Raw genomic sequence first — 19,872 nt, 5'->3', positions numbered from 1 at the left:
TGCGTGCCGCGGGACGATTCATTGCGCGTTCAAGCGCCTCCGCGGCGATTCATTGCGCCGGGTGTCGCGCGGCCTCCGGCGCGGGTCCGGCGGCGATCGTTTCCGTGACCACCCGGCGGACGAGCCCGCGCAGCCAGACATGGCCGGCGTCCGCCTCCTGGCGGGGGTGCCAGGCCATCGCCATGTTCATGGTCGGCAGTTCGAGCGGGATGGGCAGGGTGCGCAGGCCCAGTGCGCGGACCGTCGAGGCGGCGATCACCTCGCCCGCGAAGCCGACCGCGTCGGTGTCGCGGACCATCATCAACGAGGCGGCGAAGGTGGGGACGGTGGCGATCACCTTGCGGCGCAGCCCGAGGGCGGCCAGCGCGGTGTCGATGGGGCCGGTGAGCCGGCCGCGGCGGGTGAAGTTGAGGTGCGGCGCATCGGCGTAGCGGCGGGCGGTGAGCCGGCCCTCGGTCAGCGGGTGCCCGGCCCGGACCACCGCGACCCCGCGGTCGGTGAACAGTTCCTCGGTGCGGATCTCCGGTTCGGTGCTGTCGATCACCCCGAGTTCCAGGTCCGCGGCGCCGTCCCGCAGCAGCGGCAGGTCGACGTGGCTCTCGCCGAGGAAGCGCAGCACGACCTGCGGGGCCTCCTCGGCGACCCGGGCGACCAGGCGCGGGCCCATGGCGGTGACGAAGAGGTCGTTGGCGCTGAGGGTGAAGGCCCGGACCAGCTGCGCCGGGTCGGCGGGGGTGACGGGGGCGAGCAGGCTGTGGGCGCCGTCCACCAGCCGGCGCACCTCGGCCCTGATCTCCAGGGCGCGCGGGGTGGGGACCATGTGGCGGCCGGCGCGGACGAGGACGGGGTCGCCGAGGGTGCGGCGGATCCGGCCGAGGGCACGGCTCATGGCCGGCCCGGAGAGCCCAAGACGGTCGGCGGCCGCGGTGACGCTCTCCTCCTCGAGCAGGGCGTCGAGGGCGGTCAGCAGGTTGAGGTCGATGTTTGCGTTTCGCGCAATCATGGAGGTCACACCTTGCACTTGAGGTCAATTCACCGGGACATTACCGCCCCGCCCCTGCCCTCGCCCCTGTCTCCGCCCTCTCCGTCCCCTCCGCCCTCTCCCCCCTCTCCGTCCGGTTCCCTGCGCATGCCACCGGGCAGGCGCGGCACGGGAGTTGGGGGGCGACGCCGGGCACGGCGCCGCGATGGCCACCGCGTTCACCGAGGCCACCGCGTTCACCGAGGCCACCGCGCCGGGCCGCCGGATCGCGGCGGGCGTGGTGCGGGTGGTCGGGATCGTCACGGTGGCCGGTCTGCGGACCCGTCCGCGCGCCGGCCGCCCCGGGGCTTGACCTCAAGTCCGATTGAGGTAGCAGGCTCGGCGGCATGACCAGCGAAACGATGACCACCGCGGCCATGACCAACGCAGCCACGACCACCGACGCCACGACCACCGAAGCGATGAGCACCGAAGCGATGCGGTACCAGCTCCAGTACCTGACCGACCGGGCCGAGATCGGCGACCTGATGGACCGCTATCTGCGCTCCCTCGACGAGGGGCGGTTCGACGAGGAGTGGGCGCGCGCCTTCCACACCGAGGACGTCACCGCCGAGATGCCGATCGGCACGGTCCACGGCCGCAACGCCCTGCTGGCCCGCGTCCGCGCCGGGATGGCCCTGTTCGACCGGACCGTGCACCTGGGCACGAACCCCGTCATCGAGATCGACGGGGACCGGGCCACCGTGCGCGGCGCCCAGCTGAGCACCCATGTCCTCGCCGACGGCTCGGAGGACGTCTTCGTCTCGGCCGGTCACACCGACAGCACGCTGGTGCGGACCGCGGACGGCTGGCGGATCGCCGCCTCGTCGCTGCGGATCGTCTGGACCCGCGGCACCCCGCCGCGGGTGCCGGCGGACCTGGGCGCGGAGGCCTGAGGCCACCGCTGGGCGGGGACTCTGCCCTAGCGGGGCGCGCCCGAGCCGTAGCGGCGGAGCAGCGGGGAGAGCACCAGCACGGACTTGGTCCGTTCCACGAACGGCTCGCCCGCGATCCGCTCCAGCACCCGCTCGAAGTGCCGCATGTCGGACGCGAAGACCTGGACCAGGGCGTCCGCCTCACCGGTGACGGTGGAGGCGGACGCCACTTCCGGATAGCGCGACAGACCGCGGTGGATCGCCTCGGGCGAGGTGTTCCGGCGGCAGTAGATCTCGATGAACCCCTCGGTCTCCCAGCCGAGCGCGGCCGGGTCCACCCGTACGGTGAAGCCGGTGATCGCGCCGTCGGCCCGCAGCCGGTCCACCCGGCGCTTGACGGCCGGGGCGGACAGCCCGACCTCCTGGCCGATGTCGGCATAGCTGCGGCGGGCGTCCTCGGCGAGGGCGTGGACGATGCGTTCGTCGAGATCGTTCAGTCGCACTGCGGGTGGATCACTTCTCTGACGTGGCCAATCGGGAGCGGCGCAAGCCGTAACCGAAGTAGACCACAAGGCCCACGACCATCCAGACACCGAAGACCACCCAGGTCACCGCCTCCAGGCTGTACATCATCCAGAGGCAGAGCAGGAAGCCGATCGCCGGGAACAGCGGGGAGAGCGGCGTACGGAAGGTGCGCTTCATCTCCGGCCGGGTCCGGCGCAGCACGATCACCGCCACGTTGACCAGCGCGAACGCGAAGAGCGTGCCGATGCTGGTGGCGTCGGCCAGCTGACCGAGCGGCACCGCGGCGGCGAGCACGCCGCAGAACAGCGAGACGATCACGGTGTTGACCCGCGGCACCCCGCTCTTGGCGTGCACCTTGGCGAACGCCTTGGGCACCAGGCCGTCGCGGGACATCGCGAACAGGATGCGGGTCTGGCCGTAGAGCACGGTCAGCACGACGCTGGCGATGGCGATGACCGCGCCGAACGCGAGCAGCACGGCCCACCAGCTCTGCCCGGTGACCGACTTCATGATCCCGGCCAGCGCGGCCTCGGAACCCTCGAACTTCTGCCACGGCATCGCGCCCACGGCGATCGCCGCGACCAGGCAGTACAGCGCGGTGACGATGATCAGCGAGAGCATGATCGCGCGGGGCAGGTCGCGCTGCGGGTCCTTGGCCTCCTCGCCGGCCGTGGAGGCCGCGTCGAAGCCGATGTACGAGAAGAACAGGGTGGCGCCCGCGGCGCTCACGCCGGCCATGCCCATCGGCATGAAGTTGGCGTAGTTGCCGGACTTGATGCCCTGGAAGGCGACGCCGCAGAACAGCAGCAGCGCGGCGATCTTGACCAGCACCATGATGGTGTTGGCCCGGGCGCTCTCCTTGGCACCGCCCAGCAGGAACGCCATGGCGAGCAGCACCACCAGCAGCGCCGGCAGGTTGAAGTAGCCGCCGTCGCCGGGCGGCTGGGACAGCGCGTCGGGGAGGGTGAAGCCGAACGTGCCGGCGAGCAGCTCGTTGAGGTACTGCCCCCAGCCCACCGCGACGGCCGCGACCGAGACGCCGTACTCCAGGATCAGGCACCAGCCGCAGACCCAGGCGACCAGCTCGCCGAGGGTGGCGTAGGCGTAGGAGTACGAGGAGCCGGAGACCGGGATGGTGCCGGCCAGCTCCGCGTAGGACAGCGCCGAGAACAGCGCGGTGATGCCGGCGATCACGAACGAGATGATGACCGCGGGGCCGGCTGCCGGGACCGCGTTGCCGAGCACCACGAAAATGCCGGTGCCGAGGGTGGCACCGATGCTGATCATGGTCAGCTGCCAGACGCCCATCGAGCGGCGGAGCTCACCGCCCTGCCCCTTCCCGCCCTCGGCGACCAGCCGCTCGACCGGCTTGCGCCGCATCAGCCGGCCGCCGAGGCCGCCGGGGCCGCCGGGAGAGGGCGGCCGGGTGTCGCTGGCCCCTGCGGGCGGGGCTGCGCCGTGCTCCAACACTGGGAGGGCTCCTTCTTCGCTGCCTGTCAGGTGACGGCGACCGGCGGCGGTCAGGAAACGGGCATGCCGAAACACCCCGTGCGGGAGACCGCCGAGCAGGCGGTCTCCGCCACTCCACGTACTGACGCAGACCTTACGGGGCGCCGCTGAACTGCCGTAATGCAGGTTCCTTGCGCAATCACGGCTGATCGTTGCGCACCGGCGACCCGGACGGTGGATCGTTGCGCCGTTGCGTCAGGAAACCCCGTAAGACCCCGGAAACGCAAACCGGCCCCGCACCGGGTCGGTGCGGGGCCGGTCAGGCATTCCCCAGGGCCGTGAGCGGCCCGTCGCGGGTCAGTTCCAGCTGTCGTGCAGCGGCTTGCCCTCGGCGTAGCCGGCGGCGCTCTGCACCCCGACCACGGCCTTCTCGGCGAACTCCTCCAGGGTGGCCGCACCCGCGTACGTGCAGGAGCTGCGGACGCCCGCGATGATCGAGTCGATCAGGTCCTCGACGCCGGGGCGGGCCTGGTCGATGAACATCCGCGAGTGCGAGATGCCCTCCTCGAAGAGCGCCTTGCGGGCCCGGTCGTAGGACGACTCCTCGCTGGTCCGGCGCTGCACCGCACGCGCGGAGGCCATGCCGAAGCTCTCCTTGTACGGGCGGCCGTCGGCGGTGTGCTGGAGGTCACCGGGCGACTCCAGGGTGCCGGCGAACCAGGAGCCGATCATGACGTTGGACGCACCGGCGGCCAGCGCCATGGCGACGTCGCGGGGGTGCCGCACGCCGCCGTCGGCCCAGACGTGCTTGCCGTACTTCTTCGCCTCGGCGGCGCACTCCAGCACCGCGGAGAACTGCGGCCGGCCGACGCCGGTCATCATCCGGGTGGTGCACATCGCGCCGGGGCCGACCCCGACCTTGATGATGTCCGCGCCGGCCTCGATCAGGTCGCGCACGCCCTCGGCGGCGACGATGTTGCCCGCCACGATCGGGACCTGCGGGTCCAGCGCCCGGACCGCCTTGATCGCACTGATCATGCTCTCCTGGTGGCCGTGCGCGGTGTCCACGACGAGCGTGTCCACACCGGCCTCCAGCAGCGCCTTGGCCTTGCCGGCCACGTCGCCGTTGATGCCGACCGCGGCGGCGATCCGCAGCTTGCCGTTGGCGTCGGTGGCGGGGGTGTAGAGGGTGGCGCGCAGCGCGCCCTTGCGGGTCAGCACGCCGACCAGCATGCCGTCGGCGTCGACCGCGGGCGCGAGCTTGCGGTTGGCGGCGTCGAGGCGGTTGAAGGCCTCCCGCGGGTCGATGTCCGCGTCGAAGACCAGCAGGTCCTTGGACATGACCTCGGCGACCTGGGTGAAGCGGTCCACCCCGGCCAGGTCGTGCTCGGTGACGATGCCGACCGGGCGGCCGCCCTCGACGACGACGCCCGCGCCGTGCGCCCGCTTGGGCAGCAGCGCCAGGGCGTCCGCGACGGTCGCCACCGGGGACAGCACGATCGGCGTGTCCAGTACCAGATGGCGGCGCTTGACCCAGGTCACGACGTCGGTGACGACGTCGATCGGGATGTCCTGCGGGATGACGACCAGGCCACCACGGCGGGCGACGGTCTCGGCCATCCGGCGGCCGGCGATCGCCGTCATGTTGGCGACCACGAGCGGGATCGTCGTTCCCGTCCCGTCGGGCGTGGCCAGATCGACGCCCTGGCGGGAGCCCACGGCGGAGCGGCCGGGCACCATGAACACATCGTCGTAGGTCAGGTCGTAGGGCACCGAAGAACTCTCTTCGAGCGCGCCGTTCTTCGGATTCAGGAATCGCATATAGCCCAGGATACGGGCCCTGACCAGGGCTCATACGAATGTCCTAGCCCCGGACCGGGCCATCTGTGCGATCCGCCAAAGGGGCCCGGGAGCCACCGACCGGCCCGGTGTCAGGGCGCTTCCCGGCGGCTCCGGCCCCTGGCCAGGACCACCGCGAGCCCGGTGCCAGTGTCGCGCCAGAAGCCCACCGCGTCCGCCAGGACGGACTCCACCACGGCCCAGTCCTCGGGTGCGGCGGCCGCATAGCCCTGCCAGCCCGTGACGGCCAGCAGCCGGCCGCGGCCGGCCGGGCACCAGGACAGGTCGGTCAGGCAGTCGGCGAGCGCGTCCCAGTTGCGGCCGAACCAGTCGGGCAGCCGCAGCGCGCCGGCGCACCGGTCCATGAAGGCGGCCTTGTCCGCGACGCCCTCCAGTCCCAGCACCGCGCCGGTCCAGCCGGCGTCCCGCGCCGCGGCCAGCGCCTCGGCCACCGGCCGGTCGGCGGGCCAGGGCAACACCCCGGGCGGCGTCCGCCCGTCGAGCACCGCCGCGAGCGGCCGCGGCACGGCCACCGGCTCGGTGGGCCCGGTCATCGCCGTACCGCCCGGGAAGGGCGGGGGTGGGGAAACGGCCCGCCGACGGCGGCGGCACGGCGCGGGACGGGGCGGATCACCATGGGCCGATGCTGTCACAGGCCCGCCCGGCCCGCCCGCCGGTGGCGGCCGGGTGGTGCGGCCGGCCGGCGGCGGCCGGGCTCACGACCCGTCGGGATCCGCCCGGTCCAGCGCGGGACGCGGCCCGGGGCCGGTCTCCAGCAGCAGGTGGTCGGCCGCCGCGGTGTCCGTGACCAGGCTCGTGACGAGCCCGGAGCGCAGCACCGCGCCGATCGCCGCGGCCTTGCGCCGGCCGCCCGCGATGGCGACGACCTCCGGGATCCGGCGCAGCCGGTCCGCCTCGACGGTGATGCACCGCTCGCCCAGGTCGCGGCCGATCCGGCGGCCCTCGGCGTCGAAGAGGTGCGCGGACATCTCGGCGGCCGCGCCCAGCGAGGCGTAGTGCTCGCGCTCCTGCTCGGACAGCATGTCGTAGACCGTGGAGACGCCCGGCTCCCAGGAGCCGATGGAGACGCAGGCGACGGTGACCTTGTCGAAGTAGTCGAAGGCGCGGGCGATACCGGTCTGCCGGCGCAGCGCCTCGGCGGTCGCCGAGTCGGGCAGCAGCATCGGCGCGTAGATCGGGTGGGCCTCGCCGCCGGCGACGTCGGCCGCGCGGCGCACCGCCTCGACCGAGCCGCGGTCGGCGGTGCCCGCGTCGTAGACACCGGTCAGCTGGACGACCGTGCAGGGCGGCAGCCGGTGCAGCGCGGCCGCCATGTGGATGGTCGAACGGCCCCAGGCGAGCCCGAGCACATCGCCCTCGGTGACCAGCTCGCCGAGCAGGTCGGCGGCGACCTCACCGAGGTTCTCCGGGTCCGCGGCGTCGTCGGGCGCGGTCTGGCCGCCGAAGGCGGGGGGAGCGTCCGCGGGCGACTCGACGACCACGGCGTGCCGCAGGCCGTAGCGGGCCCGCAGCGCGTCGGAGCGCTCGGCGTCCAGCTCGGAGGGCACCCGGATCTCGATCCGTACGAGATCCCGCTCCAGTGCCGTCTCCAGCACCCGGGCGACCTTGAACCGGCTGACGCCGAACTCCTCCGCGATCTGGATCTTCGACTTGCCCTCAAGATAGAAACGGCGGGCCATGGCCGCGGCCTGCACCAGCTCGGCAGGGCCCATTCCGGACTGTGGGCGGCTGGCTACCACGAAATTCTCCCCTTTTGCGCATCTGATCGAGTCTTTGCTCATCCTTTCAGAAACCCGGCGGCAACGGGGACCTTGACCGCCGCGACCCTGGTGAACGCTGGGTAGCGCCACGGACAATTGGCGGCTCGGCCGTGCCCCGGGGGGATTCCCGTGGCCGACAACGGCCTTGCCACCCGCCCCCGTTGGCCGGAATTCAGTGTGCGCAGGCCCAGCCGGCCCCCGCGGTCGCCGCCTCGGCCTTCTCGCGGAGATCCCGCACCGCCTTGGCGGGGTCGTCCGCGCCGTAGACCGCGGAACCGGCCACGAAGACGTCGGCGCCGGCCTCCGCGCACCGCTCGATGGTGGCGTCGGAGACCCCACCGTCGACCTGGAGCCACAGCTCCAGACCGTGCCGGGAGATCAGCTCACGGGTGCGGCGGATCTTGGGCAGCATGATGTCCAGGAACGCCTGGCCGCCGAAGCCGGGCTCCACGGTCATGATCAGCAGCATGTCGAGCTCGGGGAGCAGGTCCTCGTAGGGCTCGATGGAGGTGGCCGGCTTGAGCGCCATCGCCGCCCGCGCGCCCTTGGCCCGGATCTCCCGCGCCAGCCGCACCGGCGCGGCGGCCGCCTCGGCGTGGAAGGTCACCGACCCGGCCCCGGCCTCGACGTACTGCGGCGCCCAGCGGTCCGGGTCCTCGATCATCAGGTGCAGGTCGAGCGGGGTGTCCGTCGCCTTGCGCAGCGACTCGACGACCGGCACACCGAGCGTGAGGTTCGGGACGAAGTGGTTGTCCATCACGTCGACGTGCAGCCAGTCGGCGCCCTCGACGGCCTTCGCCTCCTCGGCGAGCCGGGCGAAGTCTGCGGACAGGATGCTGGGGTTGATCAAGGCCATGCCCCCAGTATGGCGCCCCGGGCCCGAGCGGTCGGAGGCGGGACGGGCCGGAGACCGGCCGGCCGCGGTCCGCCCCGCCGTGCGCCGGTCAGCCGGTGCGGCGCAGCAGGGCCAGGTACATCGCGTCGGTGCCGTGCAGATGCGGCCAGAGCTGGACGTCCGGGCCGTCACCGAGGGCGGGGACGCCGGACATCAGCGGCCGGGCGTCGAGCCATTCGACCGCCACCGCCGGGCCGCCGCGGCCCTTGATGACGTCCTCCACCACGGCCCGGGTCTCGGCCGGGTGCGGCGAGCAGGTCGCATAGCCGACCACGCCACCGACGCGCACCGCGGCGAGCGCCTGGCGCAGCAGCTCGCGCTGGAGCGGGGCGAAGCCGTCGAGGTCCTCGGGACGGCGCCGCCAGCGGGCCTCCGGGCGCCGGCGGAGCGCGCCCAGGCCGGTGCACGGGACGTCCATCAGGACCCGGTCGAAGCTGCCGGGCCGCCAGGCCGGGCGGGTGCCGTCGGCGGCGATCACCGCGTACGGGCCGGGGTTGCCGTCCAGGGCCCGGGCCACCAGGCGGGCGCGGTGCGGCTGCTTCTCCGAGGCCAGCAGGGCGGCACCGCGCTCGGCGGCCAGCGCGGCCAGCAGCGCGGCCTTGCCGCCGGGGCCGGCGCAGCCGTCCAGCCAGGCCCGGTCGGTGCCCTCGACGGGCGCGTTCGCCAGGGCCAGGGCGACCAGCTGGCTGCCCTCGTCCTGCACACCGGCGCGGCCCTCGCGCACCGCGTCCAGCGCGCCGGGCTCACCGCCCTCGGCGAGCCGGACCGCGTACGGCGACCAGCGGCCGGGCAGCGCGCCCCGCTCACCGGCCGCGGCCAGCAGCTCCTCGGCGGTGGCCCGGCCGGGCCGCGCCACCAGCGTCACCTCGGGGCGCTCGTTGTCCGCCTCCAGCAGGTCCTCGATGCCGGCCCGGCCGCCGCCGAGGGCGTCCCACAGCGCCGAGACGATCCAGCGGGGGTGCGCGTGCACCAGGCCGAGGTGGTCCTCGGGGTCCTCGTCGTAGTCCGGGGCGATCCGCGCCAGCCAGCCGTCCAGGTCGTCCGCCGCGACCTTGCGCAGCACCGCGTTGACGAACTTGGCGCGCCCGTCACCCAGCACCACCCGCGCCAGCTCGACGCTCGCGCTGACCGCGGCGTGCGTGGGGATGCGGGTGCCGAGCAATTGGTGGGCGCCGAGCGTGAGCACATCCAGGACCGGCGGGTCGACCTCGCGCAACGGCCGGTCCACGCACCGGGCGATGATCGCGTCGTACGTCCCCTGCCGGCGCAGCGAACCGTAGACCAGCTCGGTCGCCAGCGCCGCGTCCCGGGCGTCGAAGTCCCCGCCCTCGCGCGCCTTGCGCAGCAGCGGCGGCAGGACGAGGTTCGCGTAGGCGTCCCGCTCGTCGACGGCCCGCAGCGCCTCGAACGCGAGGATCCTGACCGGGTCCTTCTTCGGACGGCGGTGCGGCTTGCCGGGACGGCGGCGGGGCTGGGGCTGGCTCACAGAAAAGGTGCTCCGGATACGACATGCGGTCTGCGGGGTCCCCGATGAGGGATCCGTCCCAGCCTACGCGGGCCCGGGGCCGCCGCAGAACGCCTCCCTACGCGGCCCGCCGCTCGTGACCCACGAGCCGGACGCAGACGGCGAGCCCCTCGATCGCCTGCTCCAGCTCCGCGAGACCGGGGTAGCTGGGCGCGATCCGGATGACCGCGTCGCGCGGGTCGTCGCCGTACGGGTGGGTGGCTCCGGCCGGGGTGAGCACGATGCCCGCCTCGGCGGCCCGGCGGACGACCTCCTTGGCGCAGCCGTCCGGGACCTCCAGGGTCACGAAGTACCCGCCCTTGGGTGTGGTCCAGGTCGCGAGCCCGGTCCCGCCGAGCTCCTTCTCCAGGATCCGGCCCACCGCCTCGAACTTGGGCTGCAGCAGGGCGCGTTGGCGCTCCATGTGGGCGCGCACCCCGTCGGCGTCGCGCAGGAACAGCACGTGCCGCAGCTGGTTGACCTTGTCGGGGCCGATCGACCGCTTGGCGTTGTGGCCGAGCAGCCAGGTGACGTTCGCGGGCGAGGAGCCGAAGAAGGCGACACCGGCGCCGGCCGCGGTGATCTTCGAGGTGGAGCCGAAGACGAACGCCCGGTCCGGGTTGCCGGCCTCGGCGCAGGCGGCGAGCAGGTCGGCGATCTCGACCGGTTCGTCGGTGAGGTGGTGGGCGGCGTACGCGTTGTCCCAGAAGATCCGGAAGTCGGGTGCGGCGGTGGGCATGGCGGCGAGCCGGGCCACGGTCGCGTCGCTGTAGCTGACGCCGGTGGGGTTGCTGTACTTCGGTACGCACCAGATGCCCTTGACCGCGGCGTCCTCCGCGACCAGCCGCTCCACGGTCGCCATGTCCGGGCCCTCGTCGGTCATCGGCACCGGGATCATCTCTATCCCGAACCGCTCGCAGAGCGCGAAGTGCCGGTCGTAGCCGGGGACCGGGCACAGGAACGCGATCCGCCCCTGGTCCGCCCAGCGCGACGCGGCGCCCGGCAGCACGCCCAGCAGGGCGTGCACCAGACAGTCGTGCATCAGCTCCAGGCTGGAGTTGCCGGCCGCGAGCAGCTGCCCGGCCGGGACCTGGAGCAGCCCGGCGAAGATCTCCCGGAGCTCGGGCAGGCCCTGCAGCCCGCCGTAGTTGCGCACGTCCGTGCCGTCGGCGGAGGTGTGCCGTCCGCCGGGCAGGCTCAGCAGGTCCATGGAGAGGTCGAGCTGTTCCGGCGCCGGCTTGCCGCGGGTGAGGTCGAGCGAGAGACCCCGGCCGACGAGTTCCTGGTAGTCCTGGCGGGCCCGCTCGACGGGACCGGCCGGCGCGTCGGGGCTCAGCTCGGAGGTCATGGTGCTTCCTTTCCCAGGGGCCGCGCCGCGGGACGGCGCGTCGTTCAGGTGGCGGCTGCGAGGATACAAACCGCCCCGGCCGACCGGCCCGGGAATTCCACCCACTGGGATCCGGCGGGGCACGCGCGGCCCCGGTGGCGTCAGCCGCCGAGCCGCTCGCCCGCCTCGATGCGTACCCCGCGCGCCCAGTCCGCGGCCTGCATCGGCTTCTTGCCCTGCGGCCGGACCCAGCCCAGTTCGACCGGGTGGCTGCCGGTGCCGACGTACACCGCCTTCTTGGTGACGGCGAGTTCGCCGGGCGCGAGGGAGAGTTCGGCGTGGCCCGCGGCGGACGTGGCGGACATCAGCTTCAGCCGCTCGCCGCGGAAGACCGTCCAGGCGCCGGGCGCGGGCGCACAGCCGCGGATCACCCGGTCGACCCGCAGGGCCGGCGCCGTCCAGTCCACCTTGGCGTCCTCGACCTCGATCTTCGGCGCGAGGGAGACGCCCTCGGCGGGCTGCGGCACCGGCGTCAGGGTGCCGTCCTCGATGCCGTCCATGGTCGCGACGAGCAGGCCGGAGCCGGCGAACGCGAGCCGGGTGAGCAGATCGCCGCTGGTGTCGGTCGGCCGGACCTCCTCGGTCAACACCCCGTAGACCGGGCCGGAGTCGAGCCCCTCCTCGATCTGGAAGGTCGAGGCGCCGGTGACCTCGTCGCCGGCCAGCACCGCGTGCTGCACCGGCGCCGCGCCGCGCCAGGCCGGCAGCAGCGAGAAGTGCAGATTCACCCACCCCTTGGCGGGAATGTCGAGCGCCGCCTTGGGCAGCAGGGCGCCGTAGGCGACCACCGGGCAGCAGTCCGGGGCGATCTCCCGCAGCCGGGCCAGGAAGTCCGCCTCCCGCGGCCGGGCCGGCTTGAGCACCTCGATGCCGGCCTCCTCCGCGCGCTCCGCGACCGGGCTGGCGACCAGCCTCCGGCCACGTCCCGCGGGCGCGTCGGGCCTGGTCACGACGGCCACGACCTCGTGCCGGTCGGAGGCGATCAGGGCATCGAGGGAGGGGACGGCGACCTCGGGGGTGCCGGCGAAGACAAGCCTCATGGGTGGCGGACTACCTCTCACACGCAGCGGAACGACACACCAGTCTATGGGCCTTGGTACGGGCCGCGGGCGCCGTCCTCAGGGGGCGTACGACATTTCCCGCGCCTCGCACGGAAGCTCGTACGCCCCCATACCGTGACCAGAGCCACTCCTGTCGCGTTGGTCAAACAGCATTGACCCGAACCGGGCCGCCTCGGCGGCCCGATCGCTTTCCTTTTTCCTCATTCCACGCCGGTTCGAGAGGCTTGCTCATGGCCGACCACGCAACCCACGACGCCCAGGCGCGCGCCAGCCTGCATCTCCTGGTGCGGGACATCGAGCGGGTCCGCCGGCAGGTGGACGCACTGCGCACGCTGACCGCTCAGCTGGGCAACGTCTACCGGCCGCGGCGCACGGGACCGTCCGCGGGCTTCGTCGTCTACGGACGCGCGCCCGCGCCGACCGTGCGCCTCGCCCAGGAGCTGCGGGACAGCGTCGAGACGCTCGTCACGGCCGCGGTCGACTTCGACCGTTCGCTGGGGTTCTCGTGGGACGCGGTGGGCTCCGCGCTCGGTGTCACCAAGCAGGCGGTGCACCGCCGTTACGGGGCCCGCCGGGCCGCCGCCCAGCCCGCCGCGGACGGCGCCGAGCCCGCGGTGCGTACGCCGGAGTCCGCGGCGAACCGCGCGGTGAGCGTGACCACCGGGCTGACCGGCGCGCCGTCCGTGCCCGCCGCCCGCTCCATGCCCGGCCCGGCCTCCGCGGCCGCCCGGGAAGAGTCGACCCGGCCGGGCGCCTTCCCCGGCCCGCGCAACGGCTGACCCCTCCCCCACGCCGGCCGCCCGGCACCCTCGCCAGCGCCCCGGGACCGCCCGCCGACCTCGGTCCCGGGGCGGCGTCATGCCCGCCTCCGCACCCGATCGCGAACCCGGGACTCACGGCGCCGCAGGACGCTCAACCACGGCGCCCCGCCGCGCGATCAGCCCAGGTCCGGCGGATCGATCCGGACCCGCACCGCCGCCCCCTCCCGCTTGACCAGCCTGGCCGCCCGCGCCGCCTTGAGCGCCGCGGCGAGCGCCGCGCCCTGGCCCGTCCGGACCCGGACCAGCGCCCGCTCCCACTGCTCACCGGGCAGCGGATCGCCCGGCCGGCGCGGCCGCCCGGGATCCGGCACCGGCAGCGGAACCGGCCCCAACACCTCGGCGCCCGGCGGGAGTTCGGCCGCCCGCAGCAGCTCGGCGACGTCCTCGGGCCGGCCGGTCACCGAGGCCATCCGGGACACCGGCGGGAACCCCAGCTCCGCCCGCTCGGCCAGCTCACGCACCGCGTGCCCGGCCGGATCCCAGCGCACCAGCGCCTGCACCGGCCGCAGTGTCGGCTCCGCGATCACCGCGACCGTGCCGCCCTCCGCCTGCCCGCGCACCAGCGCCGCGGCGCCCAGCCAGCGCCGCAGCGCCTCCTCCCCGGCCCGCAGATCCGCCCGCCCGAGCAGCGCCCAGCCGTCGAGCAGCAACGCGGCCGCGTACCCGGCGCCTTCGGCGACCGGCTCGGCACCGGGAGTCGAGACGACCAGGGCGGGACGGTCCGGCACCGAGTCCAGGACGTGGTCCCGGCCGGAGGTGCGCACCGGCACCTCGGGAAAGGCCCGGCCCAGCTCCTCGGCCGTACGGCGGGCACCGACGATCTGAGCCCGCAGCCGGCTGCCGCCGCACTCGGTGCAGTGCCAGTCCGGTGTCTCCAGGCCGCACCAACTGCAGCACAGCGCCGTGTCGTTGCTCCGCGCCTCCAGCGGGCCGGCGCAGGTCCGGCAGCGGGCCGGCTCCCGGCAGCGCTCACAGGCCAGCCGGGGGACGTAGCCCCGGCGGGGGACCTGCACCAGCACCGGGCCGCGGGCCAGCCCGGCGCGGGCCGTCTGCCAGGCGAGCGTCGGCAGCCGGGCCACCCGCGCCGCCTCGTCCCGCGCGGCCTGGACGTCGTCGACGGTACGGACCAACGGGGCGGCCGTGCGGACCTGTTCGCGGGGGGCCTCCAGCGGCCGGGCCCAACCGTTCTCGACGAGCTGGGTGGCCTCGACCGTGCGGCCCAGGTCACCGACCAGGCAGGCGGCCTTCTCGTGCACCGCGCGGAGCAGCAGGACGTCCCGGGCGTGCGGATGCGGGGCGTTGGTGTCGCTGTGGCTGGAGTTGCCGTCGTCCCAGATGGCGACGAGGCCCAGGTCGGCCACCGGGGCGTACATCGCGGCGCGGGTGCCGATGACGGCCCGGACCGCACCGCGGCGTATGGCCAGCCAGCGGCGGTACCGCTCCTCGGGGCCGGACTCGGCCACCAGGAGGGTGTGCAGCCCCGGCCCCACCAGCTCGGTCAGGGCCGCGTCCACCCGCGCCGCCGACCGTCCGTCGGGCATCACCAACAGGGCGCCGCGGCCGGACGCCAGGGTCGCCGCCACCGCCGCGGCCAGCTCACCGGGCCACCGCGGGCCCGGGAGCGCGGTCCACACGGCGCGCGGCGCACCCCCGCGCGCGAGGGCGTCCAGGAACGCCGGCCCGTCCGGATAGCGCGCCCAGCCGCCCGGGGCGGGCGGCGCGGGCGGGGGCGGCGGCGCCGGGAAACGCTCCGCCTCCGGCTTGGCGTGGCGCGGCGGAACGGCCAGCTGGAGGACGTCGGCGAGCGAACCGGCATACCGGTCCGCCACCGCCCGACACAGCGCCAGCAGCTCCGGGCTGAGCACCGGCTCGGGCGAGACGACCTGGGCGAGCGCGGCCAGCGGGCCGCGGTAGTCGGACTCCGCGATCCGCTCGACGAGATAGCCGTCGAGCAGCCCGCCGCCCTCGCGCCGGCCCTCGCGCACCCGGCCGGTCCCCGCGCCGAACCGCACCCGGACCCGTACGCCGGGCCGGGCATCGGCGTCCATGGCGGCGGGGACGGCGTAGTCCCACAGCTTGTCGAGATGGACCGGGCCCTTGTCGACCAGGACCCGGGCCACCGGCAGGGCATCGGCGAGCTGCGCGCCCCGCCACGTCCGCGGCTTGGCGCGCTCCGCCCTGGTCTCCCGGACGGTCTCCCTGATGAGGGCCAGCTGCTCGCCCCGCTCCCCCGGATCCCGCCCGTTCTCACTGCTCACAGCACCAGTCTTAGCAGACCGCACCGACAACGGGCCGGGCCGGAGCGCGGCCGCCCGAGGGCCCCGGAACGCCGCCGGCCCCGTACCGCGGGGCGGTACGGGGCCGGGGCCGGGACGATGCGGTGCCTCAGAGGCCCGCGGCCTTCTTCAGGGCCTCGACGCGGTCCGTCCGCTCCCAGGTGAAGTCCTCCAGCTCACGGCCGAAGTGGCCGTAGGCGGCGGTCTGGGCGTAGATCGGGCGGAGCAGGTCGAGGTCACGGATGATCGCGGCCGGGCGGAGGTCGAAGACCTCGGTGATGGCCTGCTCGATCTTGTCCGTGTCGACGGTGGCGGTGCCGAAGGTCTCGACGAAGAGACCGACCGGCTCGGCCTTGCCGATGGCGTAGGCGACCTGGACCTCGCAGCGGGCGGCGAGGCCGGCGGCGACCACGTTCTTGGCGACCCAGCGCATGGCGTAGGCGGCCGAGCGGTCGACCTTGGACGGGTCCTTGCCGGAGAACGCACCGCCGCCGTGGCGGGCCATACCGCCGTAGGTGTCGATGATGATCTTGCGGCCGGTCAGGCCGGCGTCACCCATGGGGCCGCCGATCTCGAAGCGGCCGGTGGGGTTGACCAGCAGGCGGTAGCCGTCGGTGTCCAGCTTGATGCCGTCCTCGACGAGCTGGTTGAGGACGTGCTCGACGACGAACTCGCGGATGTCGGGAGCGAGCAGCGAGTCGAGGTCGATGTCGCTGGCGTGCTGCGAGGAGACCACGACGGTGTCGAGGCGGACGGCCTTGTTGCCGTCGTACTCGATGGTGACCTGGGTCTTGCCGTCGGGGCGGAGGTAGGGGATGGTGCCGTTCTTCCGGACCTCGGACAGCCGGCGGGAGAGACGGTGCGCGAGGTAGATCGGGAGCGGCATCAGCTCCGGGGTCTCGTCGCAGGCGTAGCCGAACATCAGGCCCTGGTCGCCCGCGCCCTGCCGGTCCAGCTCGTCGTCGTCACCCTCGACGCGGTTCTCGTACGCGGTGTCGACGCCCTGCGCGATGTCCGGGGACTGCGCGCCGATGGAGACCGAGACGCCGCAGGAAGCGCCGTCGAAGCCCTTCTTGGACGAGTCGTAACCGATCTCGAGGATCTTGTTGCGGACGAGGTTGGGGATGTCGGCGTACGCCTTGGTCGTCACCTCGCCGGCCACGTGGACCAAGCCGGTGGTGATCAGCGTCTCGACGGCGACCCGGGAGGTCGGGTCCTCCTTCAGGAGCGCGTCGAGGATCGTGTCGCTGATCTGGTCAGCGATCTTGTCGGGGTGGCCCTCGGTCACGGACTCCGAGGTGAACAGGCGGCGGGACACATCGCTCCCTGGGGTTGCAGCGGCTGCTGGCTGATCATGGGCGGAAGGGCCGAGAGCTGCGCTCGGCCCGATCCACTCGCCAGTTTATCGGTCGTATGCGGCGTTCGGGCACGCGGTCTCGATTTCTGGACCCCCCGTGACCTGGGACACCACACCTCACGGTAGGACGATCACCGCGCGGGGGCGACATCGTCAAGGGAACACGCCCGATTTTGTGGGGCCGATGGGGTGAAAGAGGAGAGGGTGTGCGGAATCAGCGGCGATTCTCGGCCAGCCGGGGGACGACCAGGTCCCACACCGTGTCCGCGAGGGTCTCCTTCGGGCCGTACGGGACCGGGGTCTCGGTGCCGTCGGCCGCCAGGATCACCGCCTCGTTCTCGGCCGAGCCGAACGCCTTGTGCTCGCCGACCTCGTTGACGACCAGCAGGTCACAGCCCTTGCGGGCGAGCTTGGCGCGCCCGTTGGCGAGCACGTCGTCGGTCTCCGCGGCGAATCCCACCACCACCTGGCCGGGGCGGGCCCGGTCGGCGGACAGCTCGGCGAGGATGTCCGGATTCCGGACCAGCACGACCGGCTCCGGTTCCTGGCCCTCGATCTTCTTGATCTTGGCGGTGGTGTAGACGGCGGGCCGGAAGTCGGCGACCGCGGCCGCCATGACCACGGCGTCGGCGTCCGCGGCGGCCTTCAGCACGGCCTCCCGGAGCTGGCGTGCGGTGCCGACCGGGACCACGTCCACGCCCACCGGGTCGGGCAGCTCGGTGTTGCCCGCCACGAGCGTGACCCGGGCACCGCGCGCGGCCGCCGTGGCCGCGAGCGCGTAGCCCTGCCTCCCGGAGGAGCGGTTGCCCAGGTAGCGCACCGGGTCCAGGGGCTCACGGGTGCCGCCGGCGCTGACCACGACATGGCGCCCGGCGAGGTCCGCCGTGACGGCCCCCTGGACACCGCGGGCCAGTACCCGGCGGCAGAGGGCGAAGATCTCCACCGGGTCGGGGAACCGGCCCTTGCCGGTGTCGACGCCGGTCAGCCGGCCGACCGCGGGCTCGACGACGAGCGCCCCGCGGCGCCGCAGCGTGGCGACGTTCTCCTGGGTGGCCGGGTTCTCCCACATCTCGGTGTGCATCGCGGGGGCGAAGATCACCGGACAGCGGGCGGTCAGCAGCGTGTTGGTCAGCAGGTCGTCGGCGAGGCCGTGCGCGGCCTTGGCCAGCATGTCGGCGGTGGCCGGGGCCACCACGACGAGGTCCGCGGCCTGGCCGATGCGGACGTGCGGGACCTCGTGGACGGATTCCCAGACCTCGGTGGTGGCCGGGTGGCCGGACAGCGCGGACCAGGTGGCCTCGCCGACGAAGTGCAGCGCCGAGGCGGTCGGCACCACCCGGACGTCGTGCCCGGACTCGGTCAGCCGGCGCAGCAGCTCACACGCCTTGTACGCGGCGATCCCGCCGCTGACCCCCAGGACGACCCTGGGACGCTCCCGCTCCCGCTTGTCCATCGCTTCGCCGCTCCCCGAGCTTCCGGTCCGCACTACGTCGTCCGTAGCGTCTGTATGCCCCCATGACACACCAAAGGCCCGGCGCACGAGCCGCCGGGCCCTGGATGAACGAACTGCTGCCTACTGGGCCGGGCCCTCGATGGACTCGGAGGTCAGCAGGCCCGCGTTGATCTCGCGCAGCGCGATCGACAGGGGCTTCTCGTGGACGTGGGTGTCCACGAGCGGGCCGACGTACTCCAGCAGGCCCTCGCCGAGCTGGGAGTAGTACGCGTTGATCTGGCGCGCGCGCTTGGCGGCGTAGATCACGAGGCTGTACTTCGAGTCGGTGGCCTCGAGAAGCTCATCAATGGGCGGGTTGATGATGCCCTCGGGAGCGGTGATGGAAGAGGACACTCTCTGCCTTCCGAAAGGGGATGAAGCCTGGGTTCATGCGCTCGGCTGTCGTGCGGGCCGGTGCAAAGTCTGTGCGTCCGGAGCCGGGCGGCTCCGCGGGGTCAGCCGCTGGTGCTCTTGTCCCCGGATCGATGCAGCATCAAGGCTAGCAGCTCACGGCTCACGTCCTCGACGGAGGTGTTGACGCACGTCACGTCGAACTCCTTCTCCGCGGCCAGCTCGACCCGGGCCGCCTCCAGACGGCGCTCGATGACCTCGGGCGCCTCCGTACCCCGGCCGGTGAGCCGGCGGACCAGCTCCTCCCAGCTCGGCGGGGCGAGGAAGACCAGCTGGGCCTCGGGCATGGACTCCCGCACCTGGCGGGCGCCCTGCAGATCGATCTCCAGCAGGACCGGCTCGCCGGCCTCCAGGCGGTCCAGGACCGCCTTGCGCGGGGTGCCGTAGCGGTTGCCGGCGAACTCGGCCCATTCGAGCAGCTCGCCGTTGGCGATCAGCTTGTCGAACTCCTCGTCGTCGACGAAGAAGTACTGGACGCCGTGCTGCTCCCCGGGTCGCGGGGAGCGGGTGGTGGCCGAAACCGAGAGCCAGACCTCGGGGTGGACCTTGCGCATATGCGCGACGACCGTGCTCTTGCCGACCCCTGAGGGGCCGGAGAGCACGGTCAGTCGCGGTTGTCTGGCCGGGGGGCCGGCGGGGGTCGTCCCCCGGGAGACTGCAGAACTCATGCAGCGATTATTCCAGCTTCCCGGCGATGCCGGAAAATTCAGCCGGAAGCACTGCCGCCGAATTCGCGCTCCAGTGCCGCGATCTGGTTGGAGCCAAGGCCCCGGACGCGGCGGCTCTCGGAGATCCCGAGCCGCTCCATGAGCTGCTTGGCGCGGACCTTGCCGACGCCCGGCAGGGACTCCAGGAGGGCCGAGACCTTCATCTTGCCGATGACGTCGTTCTTCTGGCCCTGCTGGATGACCTCGTGGAGGGAAGCACCGGAGTGCTTGAGCCGATTCTTGACCTCGGCGCGCTCCCGGCGAGCCGCGGCGGCCTTCTCGAGCGCGGCTGCGCGCTGTTCAGGGGTAAGGGGCGGAAGAGCCACGCCTACGTCACCTCGGATGTCGAACTGTCGGATACGGACCGGTGTGGAACCTAGTCGCCCCGCACCTGCGGAGCAACGAGCAACGCGCTTACGTGCGGTGCTCTCGACGGAGACTAGCGGCCGAGCGCGCCGGAGTCAGCGAGAA

General features: G+C 73.5%; 19 protein-coding genes. 3 read left to right on the top strand and 16 right to left on the bottom strand.

Going from position 1 to position 19,872, the window contains the following annotated elements; genetic code table 11:
• Positions 1-49: 49 nt before the first annotated feature.
• Entirely contained in the window at positions 50-1,003 is a 954-nt protein-coding gene (locus ACFV1J_RS20880) for a LysR family transcriptional regulator (protein WP_385860227.1), read from the bottom strand.
• Positions 1,004-1,187: 184 nt separating this feature from the next.
• Here ACFV1J_RS20880 and ACFV1J_RS20875 point away from each other — a divergent pair, with 184 nt between their 5' ends.
• Positions 1,188-1,334, top strand: coding sequence for a hypothetical protein (locus ACFV1J_RS20875; RefSeq protein WP_385860224.1), 147 nt, complete (start codon positions 1,188-1,190; stop codon positions 1,332-1,334).
• 34 nt (positions 1,335-1,368) lie between these two features.
• Positions 1,369-1,917, top strand: coding sequence for a nuclear transport factor 2 family protein (locus ACFV1J_RS20870; RefSeq protein WP_385860222.1), 549 nt, complete (start codon positions 1,369-1,371; stop codon positions 1,915-1,917).
• Between the two features lie 26 nt (positions 1,918-1,943).
• Here ACFV1J_RS20870 and ACFV1J_RS20865 read toward each other — a convergent pair whose 3' ends face one another.
• The 9 genes from ACFV1J_RS20865 to fmt all read right to left on the bottom strand — a co-directional run bounded on the left by ACFV1J_RS20865 (position 1,944) and on the right by fmt (position 12,316).
• Positions 1,944-2,399 carry an Lrp/AsnC family transcriptional regulator gene (locus ACFV1J_RS20865; protein ID WP_030412031.1) on the bottom strand — a complete coding sequence of 152 codons (456 nt, stop codon included), beginning with the start codon at positions 2,397-2,399 and terminating at the stop codon, positions 1,944-1,946.
• Positions 2,400-2,409: 10 nt separating this feature from the next.
• Positions 2,410-3,891 (bottom strand): amino acid permease, encoded by a 1,482-nt coding sequence (locus ACFV1J_RS20860; protein WP_385860219.1) that lies wholly within the window; start codon positions 3,889-3,891, stop codon positions 2,410-2,412.
• Positions 3,892-4,227: 336 nt separating this feature from the next.
• Positions 4,228-5,691: a GuaB1 family IMP dehydrogenase-related protein gene (locus ACFV1J_RS20855; RefSeq protein WP_385860217.1), complete on the bottom strand. Its 1,464-nt coding sequence runs from the start codon at positions 5,689-5,691 to the stop codon at positions 4,228-4,230.
• A 110-nt stretch (positions 5,692-5,801) separates the two neighbouring features.
• On the bottom strand, positions 5,802-6,263 hold the full coding sequence (locus tag ACFV1J_RS20850) for a barstar family protein (RefSeq protein WP_385860215.1): 462 nt from the start codon (positions 6,261-6,263) through the stop codon (positions 5,802-5,804).
• 162 nt (positions 6,264-6,425) lie between these two features.
• Complete coding sequence (locus tag ACFV1J_RS20845; RefSeq protein WP_385860213.1) at positions 6,426-7,442, bottom strand: sugar-binding transcriptional regulator; 1,017 nt, start codon at positions 7,440-7,442, stop codon at positions 6,426-6,428.
• Positions 7,443-7,662: 220 nt separating this feature from the next.
• Positions 7,663-8,346, bottom strand: coding sequence for a ribulose-phosphate 3-epimerase (gene rpe / locus ACFV1J_RS20840; RefSeq protein WP_385860211.1), 684 nt, complete (start codon positions 8,344-8,346; stop codon positions 7,663-7,665).
• Positions 8,347-8,434: 88 nt separating this feature from the next.
• Positions 8,435-9,871, bottom strand: a complete 1,437-nt coding sequence (locus tag ACFV1J_RS20835) for an RsmB/NOP family class I SAM-dependent RNA methyltransferase (RefSeq protein ID WP_385860209.1) — start codon at positions 9,869-9,871, stop codon at positions 8,435-8,437.
• Positions 9,872-9,968: 97 nt separating this feature from the next.
• Complete coding sequence (locus ACFV1J_RS20830; protein WP_385860207.1) at positions 9,969-11,237, bottom strand: aminotransferase class I/II-fold pyridoxal phosphate-dependent enzyme; 1,269 nt, start codon at positions 11,235-11,237, stop codon at positions 9,969-9,971.
• A gap of 140 nt (positions 11,238-11,377) precedes the next feature.
• Entirely contained in the window at positions 11,378-12,316 is a 939-nt protein-coding gene (gene fmt / locus ACFV1J_RS20825; RefSeq protein ID WP_385860205.1) for a methionyl-tRNA formyltransferase, read from the bottom strand.
• A 251-nt stretch (positions 12,317-12,567) separates the two neighbouring features.
• Between fmt and ACFV1J_RS20820 the strand changes: the two genes are divergently transcribed.
• A complete protein-coding gene (locus ACFV1J_RS20820; RefSeq protein WP_385860202.1) occupies positions 12,568-13,116 on the top strand; it encodes a hypothetical protein in 549 nt (182 codons plus the stop codon).
• A gap of 158 nt (positions 13,117-13,274) precedes the next feature.
• Here ACFV1J_RS20820 and ACFV1J_RS20815 read toward each other — a convergent pair whose 3' ends face one another.
• The 6 genes from ACFV1J_RS20815 to mihF all read right to left on the bottom strand — a co-directional run bounded on the left by ACFV1J_RS20815 (position 13,275) and on the right by mihF (position 19,727).
• Positions 13,275-15,416, bottom strand: a complete 2,142-nt coding sequence (locus ACFV1J_RS20815; protein ID WP_385860200.1) for a primosomal protein N' — start codon at positions 15,414-15,416, stop codon at positions 13,275-13,277.
• A 127-nt stretch (positions 15,417-15,543) separates the two neighbouring features.
• The gene (metK, locus tag ACFV1J_RS20810; protein WP_385860198.1) at positions 15,544-16,752 is read right to left on the bottom strand and encodes a methionine adenosyltransferase; all 1,209 of its coding nucleotides are present in this window, start codon (positions 16,750-16,752) and stop codon (positions 15,544-15,546) included.
• Between the two features lie 253 nt (positions 16,753-17,005).
• Positions 17,006-18,244: a bifunctional phosphopantothenoylcysteine decarboxylase/phosphopantothenate--cysteine ligase CoaBC gene (coaBC, locus tag ACFV1J_RS20805; RefSeq protein ID WP_385860196.1), complete on the bottom strand. Its 1,239-nt coding sequence runs from the start codon at positions 18,242-18,244 to the stop codon at positions 17,006-17,008.
• A 120-nt stretch (positions 18,245-18,364) separates the two neighbouring features.
• Positions 18,365-18,637, bottom strand: coding sequence for a DNA-directed RNA polymerase subunit omega (gene rpoZ, locus ACFV1J_RS20800; protein WP_030412017.1), 273 nt, complete (start codon positions 18,635-18,637; stop codon positions 18,365-18,367).
• Positions 18,638-18,738: 101 nt separating this feature from the next.
• On the bottom strand, positions 18,739-19,362 hold the full coding sequence (gene gmk, locus ACFV1J_RS20795; protein WP_385860193.1) for a guanylate kinase: 624 nt from the start codon (positions 19,360-19,362) through the stop codon (positions 18,739-18,741).
• A 38-nt stretch (positions 19,363-19,400) separates the two neighbouring features.
• On the bottom strand, positions 19,401-19,727 hold the full coding sequence (mihF, locus tag ACFV1J_RS20790; RefSeq protein WP_030412015.1) for an integration host factor, actinobacterial type: 327 nt from the start codon (positions 19,725-19,727) through the stop codon (positions 19,401-19,403).
• Between the last annotated feature and the right edge of the window lie 145 nt (positions 19,728-19,872).

Source organism: Streptomyces sp. NPDC059649 (assembly GCF_042734445.1).
Taxonomy (GTDB): domain Bacteria; phylum Actinomycetota; class Actinomycetes; order Streptomycetales; family Streptomycetaceae; genus Streptomyces.
Note: the sequence above shows the minus strand (reverse complement) of the source record. Positions and strands in the feature narration are given on the sequence as shown.

Excerpts from the sequence above, each read along its gene's own strand:
- ACFV1J_RS20880 (WP_385860227.1), bottom strand. The coding sequence starts at position 1,003 with ATGATTGCGCGAAACGCAAACATCGACCTCAACCTGCTGACCGCCCTC.
- ACFV1J_RS20875 (WP_385860224.1), top strand. The coding sequence starts at position 1,188 with ATGGCCACCGCGTTCACCGAGGCCACCGCGTTCACCGAGGCCACCGCG.
- ACFV1J_RS20870 (WP_385860222.1), top strand. The coding sequence starts at position 1,369 with ATGACCAGCGAAACGATGACCACCGCGGCCATGACCAACGCAGCCACG.
- ACFV1J_RS20855 (WP_385860217.1), bottom strand. The coding sequence starts at position 5,691 with ATGCGATTCCTGAATCCGAAGAACGGCGCGCTCGAAGAGAGTTCTTCG.
- ACFV1J_RS20850 (WP_385860215.1), bottom strand. The coding sequence starts at position 6,263 with ATGACCGGGCCCACCGAGCCGGTGGCCGTGCCGCGGCCGCTCGCGGCG.
- ACFV1J_RS20845 (WP_385860213.1), bottom strand. The coding sequence starts at position 7,442 with ATGGGCCCTGCCGAGCTGGTGCAGGCCGCGGCCATGGCCCGCCGTTTC.
- rpe (WP_385860211.1), bottom strand. The coding sequence starts at position 8,346 with ATGGCCTTGATCAACCCCAGCATCCTGTCCGCAGACTTCGCCCGGCTC.
- ACFV1J_RS20830 (WP_385860207.1), bottom strand. The coding sequence starts at position 11,237 with ATGACCTCCGAGCTGAGCCCCGACGCGCCGGCCGGTCCCGTCGAGCGG.
- fmt (WP_385860205.1), bottom strand. The coding sequence starts at position 12,316 with ATGAGGCTTGTCTTCGCCGGCACCCCCGAGGTCGCCGTCCCCTCCCTC.
- ACFV1J_RS20820 (WP_385860202.1), top strand. The coding sequence starts at position 12,568 with ATGGCCGACCACGCAACCCACGACGCCCAGGCGCGCGCCAGCCTGCAT.
- coaBC (WP_385860196.1), bottom strand. The coding sequence starts at position 18,244 with ATGGACAAGCGGGAGCGGGAGCGTCCCAGGGTCGTCCTGGGGGTCAGC.
- gmk (WP_385860193.1), bottom strand. The coding sequence starts at position 19,362 with ATGAGTTCTGCAGTCTCCCGGGGGACGACCCCCGCCGGCCCCCCGGCC.